Below are 20971 nucleotides of genomic sequence, written 5' to 3' on the forward strand. Positions count from 1 at the left end.
ACTGATAGGATTATCTTCCTGTCATGGTTGCGGCTGAGACGAAGGGCGCTGTTCAGGAGCTCCTTGGCGCATTCGCTGTTGCCAAGCTCCATCTCTATCACCGCTTCCCAGCGGAGGAGCTCGTCCATGCGGAAGATGCAGCCTTCGTCCAGCATCCTCTTTCTCGTTGATTCAAGGACCTTCAGAGCGTCGATATAGCGGCAGTTGGCGTAAAGGCAGAGGCCGAGGACCATACCTGAATCGATATCGACAATTCCCCGGGCCGACGCCAGGGAGAGGGCCTCCCTGATCCTGTCGGATCTCAGTAACACTTCGCACATCAGAGAATATCCAAGGCACGGATCGGATTCGATTATCTTCGGCACCATCTCAGAAGCGGTCTCCAACCCGCCCGTATCCAAGGCCATCCTCGCTGCCATCGGCAGCAGGTCGGAACGTCCGTTCCTCATCACCATCTTGGATACAACCGCGGATAGGTCCCGGTCCGAATGGTCCACTATGTCAAACGTATGTTCGGTCAGCAGCCTCAGTGCTTCCCTATCCCTGTTGGACATCCCCAGATGATACACCCTTTCCGATATCGGGCATCCATGGTCCAGGCACCAGTCGGCAGCCATGCTGTGCCATTCCGTCTGCTTATCCTTCGGACTTATCTTGAGCAGCTTGGTCCTGAATGCCGCCTGGACGGTCGCTTCCCCATTCGGCCTCATCACTATCAGGGGGCTGGCGAACTTCACATCGGATGCCATGATCCGTGTGCGCAGCAGGCTCAGGCACCCGATGCAATCCAGTCGGTCCCCCAGATTCCTCCTGAGCGTATCGAAGTCCTTCGCATCCATGATCGAACAAAGGTCCAACAGCTCCACATCATCCTCCTTGAGGGACCTGATCCTGTCGGCGAGTATCTTCTTCCCGGTGTCGGTGATGTGATACACCTTCCTCTTTGCAGGACGGTTCGACTTCTTTATGCTGGCGAATGAGAACACGACCTCGTTGGATTCGATCATCCTTCTCAGAATGATGCTGACATGGGACCTGGTGATCCCGACGGACACCGCTATGCCGTCCTGAGTGATCTCCGAGGGGGCGTCGTAATCGATGTCGTATCTCAGGTGCCTGTAGTTGAATAGGTGGGCGAGGATCTTGTCGTGGTATGAAACGCGTTCCATGATGAGGTAGTTCCTCTTGGAGAATATAATGGGGGCAACCGCTTTCTAGCATCTATAGATTGAAACCCCTTGGGCGTTTGAAGGGCTGTGAGCATTCGAGGAGGAACGGCGTCACGTCTTCATTCTAAAGTCGGGGGCCGTCTTTTATTCGGAGAATCGCCTGATAGCAATATTCATTTCCGAACAAGTTCTCAGACGAGAGGGTCCGATGCCCAGCACCGGAAGTCCTGTGCACCGGACTTCCTGCTCCTCTGGCAGATCACCATCTAACGGAGCGTATAAGGCTAAGAAGGGGAGGTGGCCGAATGTGGACCTGGAGCCGTAATTTTAAGGATCTAAGATTCTCCGAAAAACCGCAAAAATGGCTGAAAAGGCCCGACTGAAAGTGAAAATCGAATCGGAACCCATTTTATCCCATCACACGGTTCCTTGAGGCATGGCAAGGCTGTTGGTCTGCAGCGAACCCGACCTCCCGTCGGCGAATATGAAGGAATCCCTGCTGAGGATGCATGAGTGGGAGGACATGGGGTCCGATGGCAGGAACTCCTATCTGTCCAACGGGGACACGGTGATGGTGACGATCCCGGACCTGCACATCCGCCACGAGGACCTAGACAAGGAGGCGGAGGCGTTCGGCATCAAGGTGGACGAGGTCATAGTGATGAGCAAGCATTCCGCCGCAAGCGGCAGGCCCGCGCTCACCGCGCATCCGATAGGGAACTACCATGAGAACGATTTCGGAGGGAAGGCGGAGGCCGTCGTGAAGGCCAATCCGGCGCTGATGACCGATGCGCTGAGGAGGATGGTATCATTCAACGACATCCCCGACGAACAGCTGTGCTTCGAGGTCACCCATCACGGCCCGTGGATGGAGAAGCCCACGTTCTTCATCGAGGTGGGCAGCGAGGAGAGGGAGTGGGGCAACAAGCATGCCGCCGAGATCCTCGCGAAGGTGATCGATTCCCTCGAACCCCATGAGGAGTATCCCTCTGCGATAGGCATCGGGGGAGGCCATTACGCCCCGAGGTTCACCGAGGTGGCGCTGAAGTACAAGGTGAATTTCGGACACATGATCCCCAACTACCATCTGGAGGGAAGGGACGATGAGGACATCGTCAGGATGATAGGGCTGGCAGGAGAGGCCACCGGCACTAAGATGGTGTATCTGCATGGGAAATCCATGAAGAAGGCCGAGGAGAGGAGGATCGAGGGCCTGATAGAATCGGTCGGTTACGAGAGGATTAAATCCGCTGATCTGGAGCCTTTGTGAGTCTATATCAGCGGGCGTTTCGACCTGGGATGGACGATATACCATCTGGAAAGGCCTTGTATAAATATAGATAGATTCTCTCTATCGTTGCGGAACACTCTGCCGAGCTGTCCGCAGGAAAAAGGATATGGATATGACAAGGGTGGCGGCGTTCTTCACCGACGAGCCGACCGTTACGCGTACGGCGATCCAGAAAGCAGCGGACGTTCAGGGCGTACTGATCCGCGCTTTCGATCGCTTGTGCTACGGTGACGGTAATGTGCAAGTCAAGGAGAGGTCCGACGGCGCCGTATCATGCCCTTCTCCATATCGGCGCATGCCCGCAATGAACGGTCTGGAGGGCCGTCCCTTAGCCTACGGCCTTCCGTTCAACGCGTCCCGCGCCGGAGCCCGCTTCTGCGACAGCGACGAGACCTTCGCTGTAAGAGGTCCAGCACCCAAGCACGGCACGATCGTCCCGGAACCCGGAAAACCCGCTGAGCCCCACTTCATCGGGATCTCCGCCGGATGTCCGTGATCCCACGGAACCTGGCTGCAACCGGAGATGTCTTCGGCAGGGGTCCGAAGGGACGAGGCCGTGTAGGCTGCCGGCGTCACAGGGCATGACCGCCCGAGGACGGCAGCAGGGTGTTCCGCGCAGTACCCGCTAGCCCCGCGGCCGGGAGACCGGCCCGGGGTCACAGGTATGATTTTGATTAACGTTGTGGAGGGAGATGCGACCGTCCGGCCGATATATTACCCAGCGGTCAGTTACCGCGCGATAAGGTCTAGGATAAATATCTGCATAATGCCTCCAGTATCGCAGACCAGTTCTGCAGAAGGATATCGATATGAGAATCACGACAGAACAGTCGGTAAGGGGCCGGATTTCCGGCAGACCTTACCACAGGACCGCATCCGATTATTGTAATGTCGGGGCTGCCGGCATCGAAGCGGTGATGCAATGTCCACGAAGAAGATGACGTCCCGCGAACGCGGCCTCGCGATCTTCCAAGGGGAGATCCCCGACCGTGCTCCGGTATGCGATTTCGGCAACGCCGCAATGCTCGGGCACACCGGCCGCACCATGCAGCAATGCAGGGACGATCCCGGCCTTGCCGTTACCATCATGAAGAAATGGGTAAAGGAAACAGGGGCGGACTTCTTCTTCGGTCCCGTCGAGACCAAGGGCATATTCATGGACCTGCCCGGTATCGAGATCAAGCTGCCGGAGAACGACCAGGGTTCCCTGAAGAACACCTACTTCCAATCCATAGACGAGGCCGTGGAGAAGTATCTCTACGACCCCTTCGATCCTGCGACCTGTCCGAAATTCTACAGGTATGTGGTGGACTTCTTCGCCTCGCAGCGCAAGGCGTGCCAGGATGTGATGATGCCCGTATGGTGCGAGGGCGTCCTGACCACCAGCGGTTTCCTCTTCGGGATGGAGAACCTGATCATGGGGCTTATGATGCAGCCCGAGGAGATCAATAGGGTCATAGACAGGGGAGCGGCGTTCTCCAGGGACATCGTCAGTGCTCAGCTGGAGGAGGTCTATGCGGATTATGTCGTCTACACGGACCCGGTGTCCTCCGCGGATATGATCGATGGAGATATGTTCAGGAAGTTCAACCGCGACCGTCTTCATGACAACATAATGCATTGGAACAGGGAGTACGGTGTGGATACGATGCTGCACATCTGCGGCGATACGACGCCGATGCTCCCGGACTTCGTGAAGACCGGGGCCAAGGTCATGAGTCTGGACCACAAGGTGGATCTGAGGGATGCCAGGAAATGCTTTGGCGACAAGGTGGCGATCATGGGCAATCTGGATCCCGTTTCGGTGATGCTCAGCGATTCCGTAGAAAAGGTCACCGAGGAGGCGGAGAGATGCTTCTCCTATGCCGGCCAGGACGGAAGATATATCTTCGGTGCCGGATGCGCCGAACCGCTGAACACACCGATAAGGAACATACAGGCCATGGTGGAGGTGTCCAAGAGGCACCCCTATAGGTGAATGAAGAGGGTGCGGACCTCCCCGCACCCTCTTCTCCAACTGTGAGAACATGACGATCGAGGATAGCCTTATTCTCATTTTGCTGGAATGCTGCACCACTCCCATGTTGAGTCTGGAACCGACCCTCACTCTGAGTACTTTTTAGCGCGTCGTCGGATGACTCGCATCATCAGAATACAATCGTGCGTCCGTGCCGTTCCTCCTATTTAGAAAAATGCACATTAATTCGCATTGTAATGTGTTCTAAAGGGTAATCGCAATATATTATGCGATGACTTAGGTCTCATTCATCTTTTTGATGTCATCGAATAGTCTGCCGATGTTTGTTGTGCTCTTTGAACCTAGTACGAGAGGTATCTCGTCCAATTCTCTCGCAACTCTTTCCAGGGCGACATCGAGGTCTTTCTCTAACAGATACCAATAATCTTTATTTTTGGTGTAATCCGGGATGAATCCTTTGAGATATTCGACTGCTTCATCGGGGGATGCGAAAATCGGCAGGACATCTCTGAAATGGAAGATTAAGAATACCTCGAAGCAAGGGTTGGAGAGCACGACAGAGATGCCGTTCTTCCTCGCCAGGGCAATGGACTTCTTCAGTTGTATTTCCTTGTTGAAGTCTACATCGATGACGCAGTAGACCATATCGCCGTCCTTCGGACTCAGCCCCCGATTCGACATCTCCTTGATGCAGAACTTCACAATACTGACCGGATCCTTCCTGGGGGATTCGACCACCCTGACTAGGTATCCTGCGTTCCGTCTGGACAGATGGGAGAGGTACTTCTTCTCGGTCAACCCTTCGGTGACGATGAGCACCGTCGGAAGCTGTTCCCTGCTCAAATCAGCATCTCCGATTCGATAAAGGGTGTTCCTCCGAGAGATCCGTTGATGTACGCCTTGCGGATGTCGAGGTCGTTGCGTACACGGTACTCCGTGAGATTGTTCAGGGTTGATTCGGAGGTGTTCGCATCCTTGTTGGTCATCCAGACCTGGTCCCTGCGGACCATGGTCTGGTCAAGGAGCTCTGGATCATGGGTATTGAAGATCAGCTGGGCGTTTTTCACGTTCTGTTCCGGATCATGGAACAATCCGATTATCCATTTGCAAAGGTCCGTGTGGAAGCTCATATCCATCTCGTCAACGCTCAAGGTCAGACCGTTCATCAATGCGCTGATCACAGGGCCGATGACGGCAAGGAAGCGGATGGTCCCGTTCGACTCCGCCGCGAGCGGAAGGAGCCGATCCTTCCCATCGACCGTGTGCTGCGCCCTGTAATCATGCATCCTCACGGCCATCGCTGCCGGTGTCACGTTTATGAGCTGCATGTTGTCGCGGAGGTCGGTTATCCCGAAGTCGGCTATCCTCAGCGCCTTCAGCACGTATCCTTTGAAGTCCGGATCCCTGTTCATGGTGTCGAAGAGCATCTCCAGAGAGCTGCCCACATTGTAGTTGACGATGGTGATCAGTCCGTTGGAGAACCAATCGTGCACGGCCTTGCACTCAGCATCGTTGAACTGGGATGCGAAGGATGCGTAGAGCTTCTTCGGATCCATCCTCTTGGAGATGTCCGTCCTGATCTTGACATCGGAGTTGAACCTGTAATTCTGTCCGTCTCTTACGAACGCCATCTTCTTCTTGCCGTTCGGATACGAGAACAGATGTTCCTCGCTTATTTTTTCTGAATCATAGCTGAACCCATAGATGTAGCGGATGCCCCCGTGGATGAACTCGGCCTCGAACGACGTGGGCTTGGATGTGCATGCCGGGTCGAAAGCGAAAGGCATATGGTTCAGAGGCAGGGCCGGGTCGAACATGTTGGAGTTCATGACGAAATCCTTCATGAGGGATAGTGCTGCGAGCACGGTCGTCTTCCCGGATGCATTGGAACCGTAGATGCTGGCGGACCTCAGCAGCTTCGTCTTGCCGTCTTCCGAGACGTAAAGGTTGTGCGGGTGGAGTCTGTCCGGAGAGGCTTTGAGATTCAACGTGGTGCTGTCCTTGAAGCATTTGTAGTTCTCAAGGGTAAAGCGAATCAACATGATTGTGTATATGCGAAATTTAATTATAAAATTTGTGACAAAATCACAATAATCAAAATTTAATTTTGAATTTTAGGTTTTTATACCTATGATTTGGAGATTGAAAAATGGTGCAGGCGGGCTATGGCTATATTTTCGGGAATTATATCGTATAATCTGCTGTTAAAGTGCTCGTACTTGCGGTCCAAAATCCTTATGACAAAAACTGTGATTCTTTTTCAAGTCATTGGCCGAAGTCTTTCTGTCGCATATTCGATATTGTATATTGAAAAGTGTAACCATATGGTAAGGTCATCCTTATTATTCCGTAATGCGAGATGTCTCCGGCGATATCATGGACGGAGGGATTTCGACAGTCGCGGGGGATCATCCTATGTTCCGCTTTGAATACGCCTGTCGGTTCGAGATTGGAAAGTTGTAAGGAGGCAATAGGATGAGAAGAGGGACTCTGGGTGCGGTCATCATGTTCTTCTGCATGATGACCGTGCTGTTTTCCGTCGCGATCATGTTCGTGATCCTGGAAGATAACTGGACCATTGTGTTCTATCCCTTGATCGTTTCTCCGTTGGTCGCTGCATTCTGCTGGGCCATGGATTTGTCGGACTCTGAAGATGAATGATCATAGAAACGGTCAGGTTGTCCGATCCTCTGCTGTCGGTCATTAACTTGGATCGATAGGTATTCGATTGAGGTAAGGTGGTGTAGGATGGGAAGAAAGGCTTGGTATGTGTTCATAATATTCTTTGCAGTCATGCTCCTGCTCCTATTGTTGACGGAGAAGGTCTCCGAAGGGATGTTCGGCGAGGATTGGATCTGGCTGAAGAGTTGGATCCTGCCTGTTTCTGCGGTCGTCGTCATATCCTTGGTCCTGATCTTCCGCAGGACGTTACTGTCCTGGGAACAGGAGGGCTGACCGATATGGTCTTTGTGAATCAAGGGGATGCATCATGAGCAGGAAGGGTTGGATATTCCTGATTGTCATATTCTCTATCATGATGCTCCTTTCGTTGATTTCGGCTCTGATATGGGACGGGAGATTCGGTGAGGATATGATAGAATATGCCAATTGGCCCACGTACATCGTGGGTTCGATAGGTTTGATCCTGATCCTGGTGTTCCGTAAGAGGATCCAAGCATGGGAGAAGGATGAGGAATGAGAACTCCGAAGACGGCCGGGGGTTCCTGGTCTTTATTCGTGATCGAACGGTCTTTTTCGGTCGTGGATCTTTAGATCCACGATTCCCCGGCCATCATCAAAGATGTAAACTATCCGTGTCATCCAAAAGAGTTCGAGCATTATTCGAGACAGTATGCTGCCTATAACCGTCAACGATGCTGTACGAACCATGGAAAACGGCCACAACCGCAGATCGATACCCATATCGGGTGCGCTGGACGACAGGAAGAGGGCCTCGGAGAACCCTAGGTCGTACGAGGAGCTCCCGGAGGACATTAGAAGGATCCTGATGGAGAGGAGGTCGGAGGGCAGCGAGAGGAGGGGTGTTCTTCAAGTTCTGGAGGAGAAGCACGTGATGACCGCCCTGCTGTTCATAGACGAGATGTCCCCCGTGTTGAAGTCGGATGTGTATAACACGGTGTCCAGGAGCGCCAACATGGTGCACAAGCTGGACGAGATGAGGTCGATAGGGCTGATAGAGATATACGAGACCGCCAGGACCAATTCCAATGTGATCGTGATTACTGATAAGGGTCACGATGTGGCCGAATTGGTAAGGCAGATGATAGACCTGGTCAAGGGAGAGTACAAGATGGGGGGGGGGGACAGGGTTCCCTTCCGTGATAGCACGTTTGGTGTATACGGTCCTTCGAACCGTTGTTGTTCGGAGTTCCTTCGAGAGTTCTGTCCCTTTTAATCTTCCTTTCAGATTCTGTAGTTTCGACCGTATCTTTCTCCGTCAAGGGAAATTAGGGGCCCGAGACGGGATAAGAGGGTCGGGCGGTGAAAGGCCCGCGGGATCCATGATTAAGGGCATGGGGTCCTGCAAGTAAACGGAGATTTTTCGACATCACCTTTCGATAGAAAGGCAACCCGGATCAGAGGTAAGATCACCGCTGAAAAGGAGAAATGAAATATGAATACAAAAGGAATCAAATTCCTGGCTGTCCTCGCAGTGTTGGCTTTCGCCTTCGCGGCCTTCGCAGTCGCCCTTCCCGCACAGGAGAATGAGGCGGCAGCATGGGGAGCAATTGAGGCTACAGAGGCAGCAGAGGGAGCTGTCGATCAGACAAGCGGAAATAAAATCCTGGTCGCCGATAGGGAATACACGATCGCACCGAATAAAGTATCAGGTACTTACGGAATTTTCTTGCTCGACGGAGCCTCGATCACGATCGAGAAAGGCTCGGCGACAACATTCACAAGCCCTGGAATCATCGTCGGAGCGGCTACGAAGACCGTTGCAAATAATGAAGCCACGTACAACTACGCGAATGCGTCGAAGATCGTCTTCGCGAATCAGATCCTTGCGGATTATGTGATTGAGAACGACGGAGGAGTCATCAAGATCACGAGCACTTCAACGTACCTCACACAGAACAACATAACAGTTACTGATAACCATGCAACATGGGGCGGTGAGTTCGCTATCGGTGATGTGAAGATCCTTGAGAAGGGAGAGTTGCTCGATGTAATTATTACCGGCACAAAGCTCTATGCAGGTATCGACAATGCAACGACGGAGGTCACGGATACCGTGACCGTGATCCAGCAGGCGTCGAACGATATACAACTGGAAGCCAGGGGGGACCTCTACCTCAACGGCGGAATGGAGATCAAAAAGACAGATGGGGCGACTGGAGAGATCACGTTCACATCCGCGGCAGGTGCGACCACTACCGGTCAGATACAGGCATTCGACAACAAGATTGTCCTCGACGCCTGTAATGGAGGATACACCGCGACAGGCGGAGTTATAACATCCATCGCCGCAGGGAAGATGAGCCTCAACGAAGGTACATTCACAACACCCAGTGGCGGAAATTTCACTGTCACCGGGGCCCTGACGATAGGTAAGAACGCTACACTCAACTATGGCTATGCCAATGCAGGTGCAGGTGCATTGACCATCGCGGACAATTCATCCCTGATCCTCTACGGAACACTCAACGCCAAAGACGGAGCGACCCTTGCAATCACTAACAACGGCGACGGAACCAACGACGGAAAGTTCGCCGCTTACAGCGGAGCCATCTTTGGGCAGGGAGTCTACACTACCATGGCTGCCAGCGATGTTTCACTCGGATCCGCTATGAAGGACGTAGAGATGACCACAGAGCTCACATCTGACTTTACTGGTAATCAGATTCAGAATATCGTTATTACGAAGGATCTGGTCATCAGGCCTGGAGTGACGCTCGCTATTCTCGGTAAGCTCACGGTCAACCCTGGAGTTACTCTTACCGTATCCGACACCGCTACCCTGATACTCGGTGGAACGGTGTACAATGAAGAAACCGTCATCTCAAATCTGGCAACTGCTGATATTCAGGGAGAGATTGATGCTAAGAAGACCACTGTGGCCAATACAGGACTGTACTTCTTGTACGGAAACGGCTTCAACATCACCGGAACTATTACTACGGATGCTCCCATGGATGTCAACGCCAAGACTACCTTCAAGAGCGGATCGCTCTTGACAGTCACCTCCAACGGAACACTCCTTGCAGGCGATGCTACAAGCATCAACTTCGCATCCGGCTCCAAGGGAGTCATCGAGGGAACCCTCGAGTACACCGCAGCTTCCGCTGCCGTGAACGTAGCAGGCACCTTCGATATCGACGGTACTGTGAAGCTCTATGCTGGAGATTCAGACAAGAGCTACATCTACACCGTGGGCAACGGCGCGAAGGTCATCTTGTCCTCCGTCAAGTTCACCGACCTCGGTGACAATGAGGACGACGTCTTCGTTATTGCGGATGTCGGAACATCGATGAAGAACTCCGAGGGAACTTCCATCACCATCGCCGCAGGTAACACAATCACTGTCACAAGAGCAGGAACAGTGACCGGCACCCAGATCCTTTCAGGACTCACAGTCACCCAGACAGCGGCTTTGATCGATTCCTACGGAGTCGAGAAGCTCTCCAGCAAGCTGGATCTGTCCGGTTCAGTATCCTCGGGAACTGCTAATGTAATCACCATCACATTGACAGATGGCAATGTTGCCACGAATGTTTCTACAGGAATGACCGTCTCCGATATGCTTAGTATCGGTGAGAAGGTGCAGTTCACCGATTATAGGGCAACCTTGACGATTAGCGGTACTATGTACAAGACTGTTACCGGGGACCCCATTGACTTTAGAGAAGCTGGAACTTATGGACCCTATGTCACCGTCACCGGTCTCCTGTCCGTAATCAACAAGGATACGATCACACAGATCAACGCTGCCTACTATGAAGAGACGGTAATGGGTATCAAGTACTACAATTACACTTCGTTGGAGAACGCCCTCCAGATCGGAAAGGACTTCAAGCTCCTCGGAAACATCTACGTCTACGGAGACGTGGAGATTCCTGCACCCATCAAAGTCGACGCCTCCGGTGCCACGATTTACGTCGGCGACGGCGACTACAGGAATGCCAAGCTGACTGTCAAGGACGGAGCCAAGCTGACTATCAATGAGGCCATCGTGAACGGCTCCCTCGTATTCGAGGATTACACCACCGGAAAGAAGGTCGGAGAGATTATATCCGATGTGTTCACCACAAATGGCAACTACCAGGTTTTCACCAACCTGTACACCGCACTCGCCGCTGCCGAGCCGGGAGACATAATCACTGTGACCAAGGACACCGCACCCGTTGTCCTCGATAAATCCGTAACCATTCCTGCGCTCGTTACCGTTGAGTTGGATGCTGGAAAGGCATTGAAGCTGAATGACGGAGTCGTATTGACTGTTAACGGAACCCTCAGCTCGTGGGATGCTCTGCAGACCGAGACCGGATCCGTATTCGTCAACAATCCAACACTCGCCACATCTGGTGAAGTCAGGCTCATCGTCAACGGAGTGTTCGCCACAGTTGCGGATGCTTCCTATGCCAAATATGCAGCCACTGGAGCATACTACACCTACACCGACTCCGATGCGACCTACAACATGATCACCGACTTTGAGGTGGTCCCGCTGTTCATCGATGACAAGGCCAAGCCCGTCACCATCTACGGAGACGAGACCGCAACCGACGTCGAGATCGCCGGAGACTACAAGATCTCTGTGGTGATTCCCGCAGGACAGTCCCTCAGCATGGGAACCCTGACCCTCGCCAAGGCGCAGATCAGCGCACCCACTGACGCAACCAAACCTTCCTTTACCGGTACTATCGGTTCCGAGGAGGGAGCAGTGAAGTTCGCCAATGCACAGGGATTCACTGTCGAAGAGAAGACCGTCAAGGGAGAGAGCATGCTGTTCGTAACCGGAACCATCACAAAGGGTAAGGGAACAGCAGACCTGTCCGTGAGCGCATCCAAGGGTATCGTGTACGTCACCGGAACACTCGACGTATCATCGTTCACCGTCGCAGCCGATACCACCCTCGTCGTGGACGGTTCCAACAACAATGCCAAGATCGAGAACGGTTCGACCGCAACCATCAATGGAACCCTCTATGTTACCGACGGCGGAATCTTCGTTAACTCCGCTACCGAAGTGAAGAAGGGTGTCCAAGTACTCGGCGCACTTATCATCGCAGATTCTGATTCCGAGGCAGGCACCGCCGCAGGAAGCGCTACCATCGCCAAACTGTACGTCGGTGTCAAGAGGGCAGATGTGGACAAGAGGGGGGCCACCACCGCAGCATCAGCGTACGTTTCCGCATCCGTCATTGCCGGACTGAAGGAGGCTTTCGTGCTCGAGGGTTCCACCATCAGTGAGGAAGTCGTCGATGGAATGGTCGTCAGCAAGTTCGTCGTTGAGAATGCAGCATACCTCACAGTCTACACGCTCTCGAATTCTGTCCTCACAGCGGGAGACATAGTATGTCCCCACTCCGAGGAAGTCGATTTCGAGTACTGGACCTACACGTCCTCTGGAACTGTTTATAAGGCTACCGGAACCGCGCTTACGACATCCAGGACCTACACCGCACTCATCGACTACGATGTGTTCACCCTCATCGTCAAGACCGACGACGGAGTTAAGTCCGTTGCCGTCGACGGAAGGGAGCTCATCAACCTCGGTAACAACGTGTATGTTTCCTATACGAAGCAGTACTCCGAGAACGGAATGGGATTCAAGATGTCCGCAGGCAAGTACGTCCTGTCCTTCACCCTGAAGGACGGATACGAGGGAAGCCCCGTGCTGTACGATGCAGAGGGCAAGGCGGTCCTTGGAGGTTACGGAATCACCATCACCGGTGACGCAGACCACAGGGATGTCACCTTCCAGCTCTCCGGAACTGAGAAGGAAGTCACTCCCGAGCCCACACCCGTCGAGCAGAACGAGTGGACCATCACCACCATCCTGCTCGTCATCCTCGTGATCCTGATAGCCGTCATGGCAGTCATCGTCGCGCTCAGGCTGAACAGGAGCTGAAGGTAACTTCGGAACCATGTTGAACAAAGACCAATAACCAAAAGACAAACAGGGGGAGCAATCCCCCTTTCTTACAAATTATCGGGATCATGTCTTAATCTACCACGATCAACGGACGGCCATCGCTAATATGATCGATTGTTAATCGTGATTAGATCCATCCCTCTAAAAGACAATAAAAGTCAAAATCATATAATTTGACTTTTCTTTAAATATTAATACGTCACTGTCGCACTGTGAAAAAAATACAGAAAACACCCGATCTCACTCCAGAGGATTTCAAAAATGCTATGGGATATATCGATGATCCTGAACAGATTTCAAAGATATTTCAGTACAATGAGGCCTACTATCATTGGGACGAGTTGAAATATAGGGTGGACGAGAAGGATCTGAGGAGCACGTGGGCCCTGATGAAAATCCTGCGTACCAACACCTCGAAGAGGATACAGGTATGTGGTCTGGATCTCAGCTACAATCTAATCTCTTCATTCCAGGAATGTCTTTATCATATCGATCGTGATTCTGCCGGTCCCGTGTCTGTTGAGAATCCGGGAGAGAGGACCGCAAGAAGATACGTCATGATGTCATTTATGGAGGAAGCGATCGCATCCAGTCAGATCGAGGGGGCCGCAACAACGAGGCAGGAAGCCAAAAGGATGCTTAGGGCGCAACGCAAACCTCGGGATAATAGCGAGAGAATGATCTTCAACAACTATGAAGCAATGGAGCACATAAAGAGCACATTGGACAAGAAGATGGATATAGAACTGATCCTAGAGATGCATAGAGCGATCGCCAAGGGGACTTTGCGCGAGGGACCGCAGTGGGAGGGGAGGTTCAGAGAGGATGATCAGACTTATGTCGGAAGCTCAGATGGGGAAGATTTGATTTTTCACATCCCGCCTAAGTATGAACAGATTCCTGGTATGATGGAAGATCTGTGTGAATTCATCAATAACGAGGATGAATTCATCCATCCGATAGTCAAAGGGATAATTATACACTATCTAATAGGGTATATTCATCCTTTTGTTGATGGTAATGGCCGCCTTGCCAGATCATTATTCTACTGGTATGCCATGAAAAGAGGGTATTGGCTGATGGAATACGCTTCCATATCCAGAGTGATAAGGAAGTCCCAAACCAAATACGGGTTGGCATATCAGTATTCCGAAACCGATGATCATGACCTCACATACTTCATAAAGTTCAATCTCAAATGTATAGAGACAGCTGTCGATGATCTGAGAAAGTACATTGAACGGAAGGTGGCGGAGCAGAAGAACATAGTGAAGATGATCGAGTCCAATCCTGAATTGAATATGTATGAGATGACCGTATTGAAGGATTATACCAAGGACCCCTCCCCTTTCAGCATAAGGGAGATCTCCAATAGATATCCGATATCGTATCAGTCTGCAAGACTGTATGTCAGACACCTTTGCGAATTGGGATATGTCAGAGCATTGTCTAAGAACAGGAAAACGGTGCTGTATGTCGTGACAGACGATATCGATTGGAAATCAAGATTGTGAATCATGGTTCCAAATCGAGATTTTATTCATACCGGATGTAAAATATCAAAGAAAGTCAAAATCATATAATTTGACTTTTTTTTAAATATTGATAAAGGGAAACAGGGCATGCTGATATGCGATGTCATCGAAAAAGACTGAATTCCTATCCGATGTCGAAGGGTACAGGGACTGACCGGATTCATCAGATAGGCATGAATCAGAGCGGGGGATGGAGGCTCTGAAGGGATCCGGTTTCTTATCAATGGATGAGGAGGAAATAAAGGAAGCAATACTGATGGTTCTGTGGCCGAGATAAAGACTGGTGAAGAACCTATTTTTCAACACGATCCCAGTTGGAGAGTTAATTTTTCGTAGGGTGAGGTAACCGGGTCGGTATTGGAAGAAACCGTTCGACCTTTCCAACCGTACAGGAGGATCGGACTACCTCAGCAGCTCGGTGATGCATACATCATCGACCCCCGGAGGAGCACTGATCGAGACCGAATATTCCGGGAATAACCCTTTCGTAATGATTCACTACAGAAACAGGAAGGAGATAACGTTGGCCACGGCGGTTCTTGTAAAGATCCATTCCTGGATAGGAAATGGAGGAAAGAACTAAGAGAAGAGCAATCGAAGAAGGCCGACATGATATTGGATCCGGCCAATGATCTCATTCTATGGGATCAGGATAAAAAGGGCAATTCGTATAAAGCATCCCGCGCAGCTGCCGATTTCTTCCTTGGGAAAGGAGGTTTTGATGGTATTCTATTCAGGTCCGTATGGGATTGGAGGGAATCAGAGAGAAATGCCGCTCTTCTCAAGCCCGGTTCCATATTGGAAATGGTCGTAGCTGAAGAGTGTGTGAAATTGAATCGGTCATCATTCGGGGCAATTGTTGTTAATGGAACAGTGGAGCTAGGCCAGATAAGAAAGAAACGGGGCCGTTAACCCAATCAGCTTTCAACAGTCCCGACGATCTCCCTGATCAGCCCCGCCACAAGCTTCCCCTTCTCTGTTATGACGAGTATCTGCGAGTTCGTCCTCGCGGTGCAGTAGACCTTCACCAACCCCAATTCCACAAGGTCCTCTATCTTCTCCACCATGCCCCCGCTACGGGACACGTTGTTGTAGATGTCGGATTTCAGAACGGGGGACATCGCATCGATGTATAGTATGAGCGTCAGAACGTGCTTCCCCTCGAGGATCTGCGCCGTGTTCCTCTCGTCCTTCTTCCTGCGGGAGCGGTCGGAGAGGTAATGCTGCAGCTCCTCGGGGAGATCCTCGAACCGTATGGGTTCCTTGTAGACGTTCTTCCTGTCGTCGAGCTTGCCGTCCAGGGGGACGGTGCGGGGTACCTGCATGATGTCCCGGATGTTCAACGTTGATAAGAACAGGGTTTTGAATCCATGTAGGGTATACATCTTTTGTGCGTTTTTTCGGGATAGTTTGTCTGGAATCGCTGAGCCTTCTTAATAATCTGATCAGATTGAGTGTATTCGACCGTATCTTTCTCCGTCAAGGGAAATTAGGGGCCTGAGACGGGATAAGAGGGTCGGGCGGTGAAAGGCCCGCGGGATCCCATTATAGGGATGAGGGTCCTGCAAGTAAACGGAGATTTTTCGACATCATCTTCCGAGTTTCGGAAGACAACCCGGATCAGAGGTAACATCACCGCTGAAAAGGAGAAATGAAATATGAATACAAAAGGAATGAAATTCCTGGCAGCCCTGGCTGTTCTCGCTATGGCATTCGCCGCATTCGCTGTCGTTGTACCTGCTGAGCAGGATGATGCGACAGGCGGTACTGCGAGTACAGTATCAACATGGAACGCAGATAGGACTGTATTGACGTCAGTAACTGCTACGACTGACATATTGACAACAACAGGTTCAATCACCCCTGGAAAAGCATACTATTTCGCAGAAAACACGACCGTGATCTTCCCGACGATAACGGGCAATTCGTCACCTGTATTGCTTCTGATCGAGGAAGGAAAGACAGTCACAATCAGTGTCGAATCTGTTCCTGGGGCAGCGATGTACTTCTCAGCACTGAGTGTCAAGAAGACCACAAGCGGAACCAACACGATCTACACATCAGCAACAGCTGCAGGTACTCTGTTTAAGTCTGGTGACTATTTACTCTTGGGAGTAGATTATGAGGAAACTGACGGAACCAACATGGGAACATGCATCGGTATCGGTACGGCAACAGCTGCAGGAACACAGAAATCTCTCCTGGCTACAAACAGCGGAGTATTCCACGCGGCCTCTGTCGGGGACGACACCAATGTAACCTCTGCGAACTTCATGGCAACGGGAATCTGGACCGGAGTTCTGTATAACTACAACACTGAAGCTGATCCGTCTGAATGGACTTTCACTAATTTCACAGGAACGGTCTCTTCCGAGTCCACAGGTACAGTCAACGTCTTGACCTTGACGAAGTTCACTGGTAAGATGACCATTGCTAGCAGTGGGGACAAACATGCCACGATAACCGAGTGGGATGCAGGAGATGTCGAGATCGTAAAGGCACCTGAGACTGCAGCCGCAATCTCGAGCAACATCCCTCTGGGATCCACGCTTTACGTCGATGCGACAGAGCCTGCTTCAGGTACACCTACTACTCCGATTTCTACGTTGGCGGAAGTAATAACCAGTGATGAGCACTACAACCAGGGCGAGACCGCTACAGCAGACTTCGTCAACTACGGAACCATCAGCATCAAGCAGACCAAGGATTCCTCCAAGGTCAACGGTGTGGGAAAATTGACACTGAAGGACACGATGAAGAACGAGGGAGTCATCAACAACCTCGGTATCTTTGTGCAGTCAACCAATGATGACACGATCAACAACAAAGGAAGGATCGTAACCACCCAGCTCACTACTGATGAGGCACTGACCGGAGCAGTACCCGCGTGGACGAACACCGGCGGCAGTGCAACAATCACCAACAACGGTACCTTCACATTCAAGGAGACCACCATAGCTACCGGAGTCATATTCACCAACACCTCCACCGGAGACGTCAGGAACCAGACCGCAAACAACAAGATCATCACCGGAACCATCAGTAACGATACTTATGAGTTCAACCAGTCCGCCACGATCACGGGAAGTGCGACACTCATCGGAACACTGCAGTTGAATGGAGTCCTCATCATCGATGAGGGAGCAACACTCGACATCACCGGCAACGGAAAGATCGTCATGGCGAACGCTCAGTCCGTCATCATCAACAACGGAACCATCAGGGCTCAGAGCACTGCTATCGAGGCTGGTAATATCCAGAACACGGCAGGATTCATCGAGAACAATGGGGAGTTCACCATCACAGACCCCGCAGCAATCGTATCTCAGAAGACTCTCGTCGTCGGAAGCGGTGCAGGATCCGCTGCATTCGTGAAGAACTACGGTACATTTACCAACGCAGCAGGAAATATGGAGATCAAACAGACCGGAGCTTTCCTCAACCAGGCATCCGGAATCTTCGAGCAGAATGCCGCTCTCACATTAGCTGCAGCGTCATCCGTCGTATCCAATGCAGGTGCTCTCGTTATTGACGGAGTCGTTAACCTCTCAGCAACCACTCAAATCACCATCACAGACAAAGCGGCCACCGTTACGATCAATGAGCTCGCTCTGCCTAAAAACGGTTTCGATTTGAAATTCATCAACAAAGTCAAGACAACCGGAACTAACTACGTCCAGATCCCCTCCACCTACACCGGCGAAAGTGACTGGAAGATCGTCTCCGGACTCTTGATCGGAACATACAACTCCCCTGGCGATGATGGAAAAGCCGATTACAGCTATTTCATCATCGGAGGTAATGCATCCGTCGCTACCAAGACCTACGGAGAGATTACAGGTACATACTCTCTCACTGTCAAAGGAATGACGTTCATCGGTGACCTGATCATGCAGGAGAAGTTCAAGCTTGCAGGATCGGGTGCTACTACAGATGATCTCGTCGTCAAGGGAACGTTCGTTATGGTTAGTGGAAACACCGAGATCACAGGCGCGAATTCCATCACCGTCGACGGATTGGCTATTGCCAACAAGGCACCGATGTCCGGACCGACCATCAACGCTACCGTGTTCATGGTGAACGAGAACTTCAACAAGATCTACTACTACACCACATTTGCTAACGCCATCTCCATGGCTACTGAGGCCGGAGTCAATGAGGTCACGGCAATGGGAGACAACTCTATCAAGACCGAAGTCACCATCCCTGCCCCAATGAAGGTGAAGAACCAGGGTGCAATGAAGATCACCGAGGACGGAAAAGTCATCGTTGCATACGGAGCGGAGCTCAACAACGGAGCCACAATCACCGTAGATGGAACGCTGTACGTCGAGAACGCCAGGACCGGACTCACCGGAGCCACCACCGCGACATCCATCATCGCAGATGTCAAGGTCGTCGGAACCACTGACCTGATGTTCACCAACCTCTATGCGGCACTCGATGCAGCTGAGGCCGGAGACGTAGTAGTCATCACGAAGGACAGCGGAGCCGTCGAGCTCACCAGGAACACCACAATCAAGGCGGGAGTTACCCTCGACACCAACGAGAAGGAGTTCAGCACATACAACAACACCGACGAGAAGAACTACAAGCTGACCGTCAACGGAACCCTTATGCTCTATGCAGCGGCTGACTTCGGCAGCTACGATGACGTCACACTCAACGGATACATCGTCAGCGATGACCAGAGGACATACAATACCACTGGCCTCACTGGAGCCTATTTCGCCACAGAGGTCGCGAACGTCGATTACTACTACATCGCAGGAATCAACAACCTTGGAGACATCACCGCCGCAGGCGTCACCACCGTGGATGTCTACGGAAAGATCAGCGCAGGAGACCTCGCATTCGCCGGAACTAATGCAGGAGCAGCCACAGTCACCTTCAACGATGACGTGGAGATAACCAGCATTACCGCCACCAACGCCAAGGTCGTGTTCGCACACGGAACCCAGGTCAACACCAAGGTGACCGACGGAGCTTCCACCGCGACCCTCGCCGGAGCAGTCCCCTCGACCGCCAACACCGACAAGCTGACAATCGCCATTGGCGACGACTTCACCGTATCCGGAAAGTTCGGAAAGGGAACCGAGAAGACCCACTCCTTCGCAGTAGCGGGAGATGCTGTCATCGGAGAGCTCAGCGCATACGACCTGAAGATCACCGGCGCAGCAACCACTACCGGTAAGAAAGCTATCGATCTTGACAACACACTTGTCGTCACCGGAACATTCACCATCGGCGAGAAGGAATCCCTCGAGGCCAAGTACGCCAACGTCACCGGAACACTGACCTCCATCGGAGACTCCGAGATCACCAACGTGACCATCGGATCCTCATCCAAGGCCATCGCAGCGGCCGCTTCCGTCACCGGAGAGGTCACCGCCACTACGGTCATTCTGTACGCAGGCAACACCGTCGACCCGGCCATCGTCGAGGACATGAAGTACAACAACTTCTACATCGACGGAAAGCTCTGGTTCACCGTCTACAGCAACGGAAACGTCGTGCTCGCCAAGACCCTCGTCCCCGTTGAGAACGCCATCGTGAACTACAACTGGTCCAAGGGCAACGTCTCCATCATCGGATCAGGCGACGACATCGGAAAGATCACCGGAAACGTCACACCCGACAACGATGCTACCAAGTACGACATCAGCGTGAAGTACGACATCTACAACGTGACGATCAAGACCGATGCCGGAGTCAAGGCAGTCTTCATCAACGGAATAGTCATGAAGTCGCCCGCATCCGGAGACAACTTGTTCGAGCTCCGTGCTATGGAAGCAGGAACCTACAAGGTCACCTACACCCTGATCAACGGATACGAGGGAACCGCCCAGCTCTACACCGCTGACGGAACAATCCTCAAGGACAATTCATTCGTCCTCTCCGGAACCACCGACACCAATGTCCTGCTACAGCTCTCCGGAACCGAGCAGATCGTCACTCCCGAACCCATCACCCCCGAGGAGAAGTCCGAGTGGACCATCACCACCATCCTGCTTGTCATCCTCGTGATCCTGATCGCCGTCATGGCAGTCATCGTCGCGTTGAGACTCAACAGGAGCTGAAGGTAACTTCGGAATGATGTTGAAAGCACACCAATAACCACAAAACAAACAGCCCGGGGTCATCCCCCGGCATTACCTAAGCAGGCTCGGTCAGAACGGTACAGCACATCTTTTGCTGGCAGCGATACTATCGATCCGCTCTCAGCGTCGTACCTATTCTGTTCTTCACGCAAGTAGTTAGATTCTACTGGACTATTACCGGTATCAAAATAAAATAAGGGTAAGTGCATGATGCACCTGTTCCATCGAGGTAAGGGGCTAGATCATCGCTGTGGTGCGATCGGTCAAGGGGTGGATC

Annotated in this window: 16 protein-coding genes; 13 read left to right on the forward strand and 3 right to left on the reverse strand. The window is 52.0% G+C overall.

The genetic code is table 11. The features are described 5' to 3' along the window. The first annotated feature begins 23 nt into the window (after positions 1 to 23). The 5 genes from PED39_04630 (at position 24) to PED39_04650 (ending at position 4438) form a co-directional block, all read left to right on the forward strand. Positions 24 to 170 carry a hypothetical protein gene (locus PED39_04630; protein ID WII06877.1) on the forward strand — a complete coding sequence of 49 codons (147 nt, stop codon included), beginning with the start codon at positions 24 to 26 and terminating at the stop codon, positions 168 to 170. A 484-nt stretch (positions 171 to 654) separates the two neighbouring features. Next, the gene (locus PED39_04635; protein WII06878.1) at positions 655 to 930 is read left to right on the forward strand and encodes a hypothetical protein; all 276 of its coding nucleotides are present in this window, start codon (positions 655 to 657) and stop codon (positions 928 to 930) included. 675 nt (positions 931 to 1605) lie between these two features. Further along, complete coding sequence (locus PED39_04640; protein WII06879.1) at positions 1606 to 2439, forward strand: D-aminoacyl-tRNA deacylase; 834 nt, start codon at positions 1606 to 1608, stop codon at positions 2437 to 2439. Between the two features lie 127 nt (positions 2440 to 2566). After that, complete coding sequence (locus PED39_04645) at positions 2567 to 2956, forward strand: hypothetical protein (GenBank protein WII06880.1); 390 nt, start codon at positions 2567 to 2569, stop codon at positions 2954 to 2956. A gap of 426 nt (positions 2957 to 3382) precedes the next feature. Next, positions 3383 to 4438, forward strand: a complete 1056-nt coding sequence (locus PED39_04650) for a hypothetical protein (GenBank protein WII06881.1) — start codon at positions 3383 to 3385, stop codon at positions 4436 to 4438. A 276-nt stretch (positions 4439 to 4714) separates the two neighbouring features. Here PED39_04650 and PED39_04655 read toward each other — a convergent pair whose 3' ends face one another. Together PED39_04655 and PED39_04660 are read right to left on the reverse strand one after the other, a co-directional pair. Beyond that, positions 4715 to 5281 (reverse strand): RloB family protein, encoded by a 567-nt coding sequence (locus PED39_04655; GenBank protein WII06882.1) that lies wholly within the window; start codon positions 5279 to 5281, stop codon positions 4715 to 4717. Beyond that, entirely contained in the window at positions 5278 to 6480 is a 1203-nt protein-coding gene (locus tag PED39_04660; protein ID WII06883.1) for an ATP-binding protein, read from the reverse strand. Before PED39_04660 ends, PED39_04655 begins: the two co-directional genes overlap by 4 nt. Before the next feature lie 433 nt (positions 6481 to 6913). Between PED39_04660 and PED39_04665 the strand changes: the two genes are divergently transcribed. From PED39_04665 to PED39_04695, 7 genes are all read left to right on the forward strand, one after another. Next, positions 6914 to 7099, forward strand: a complete 186-nt coding sequence (locus tag PED39_04665) for a hypothetical protein (protein ID WII06884.1) — start codon at positions 6914 to 6916, stop codon at positions 7097 to 7099. Positions 7100 to 7186: 87 nt separating this feature from the next. Beyond that, positions 7187 to 7393, forward strand: coding sequence for a hypothetical protein (locus PED39_04670; GenBank protein WII06885.1), 207 nt, complete (start codon positions 7187 to 7189; stop codon positions 7391 to 7393). 34 nt (positions 7394 to 7427) lie between these two features. Further along, positions 7428 to 7637, forward strand: a complete 210-nt coding sequence (locus PED39_04675) for a hypothetical protein (protein WII06886.1) — start codon at positions 7428 to 7430, stop codon at positions 7635 to 7637. A gap of 189 nt (positions 7638 to 7826) precedes the next feature. After that, on the forward strand, positions 7827 to 8354 hold the full coding sequence (locus PED39_04680) for a hypothetical protein (GenBank protein ID WII06887.1): 528 nt from the start codon (positions 7827 to 7829) through the stop codon (positions 8352 to 8354). Positions 8355 to 8573: 219 nt separating this feature from the next. Further along, positions 8574 to 13034 (forward strand): hypothetical protein, encoded by a 4461-nt coding sequence (locus PED39_04685; GenBank protein WII06888.1) that lies wholly within the window; start codon positions 8574 to 8576, stop codon positions 13032 to 13034. 236 nt (positions 13035 to 13270) lie between these two features. Continuing rightward, positions 13271 to 14572 (forward strand): Fic family protein, encoded by a 1302-nt coding sequence (locus PED39_04690; GenBank protein ID WII06889.1) that lies wholly within the window; start codon positions 13271 to 13273, stop codon positions 14570 to 14572. A 630-nt stretch (positions 14573 to 15202) separates the two neighbouring features. Then, on the forward strand, positions 15203 to 15505 hold the full coding sequence (locus PED39_04695) for an RES domain-containing protein (GenBank protein WII06890.1): 303 nt from the start codon (positions 15203 to 15205) through the stop codon (positions 15503 to 15505). Positions 15506 to 15510: 5 nt separating this feature from the next. On the opposite strand, the gene PED39_04700 is transcribed toward PED39_04695, so the two are convergent. Beyond that, entirely contained in the window at positions 15511 to 15918 is a 408-nt protein-coding gene (locus PED39_04700; protein ID WII06891.1) for a hypothetical protein, read from the reverse strand. A gap of 333 nt (positions 15919 to 16251) precedes the next feature. Between PED39_04700 and PED39_04705 the strand changes: the two genes are divergently transcribed. Continuing rightward, entirely contained in the window at positions 16252 to 20673 is a 4422-nt protein-coding gene (locus PED39_04705; protein WII06892.1) for a hypothetical protein, read from the forward strand. The last annotated feature ends 298 nt before the right edge of the window (positions 20674 to 20971 follow it).

The sequence above is a fragment of the Methanomassiliicoccales archaeon LGM-RCC1 genome (assembly GCA_030168575.1).
Taxonomy (GTDB): Archaea; Thermoplasmatota; Thermoplasmata; order Methanomassiliicoccales; family Methanomethylophilaceae; genus Methanoprimaticola.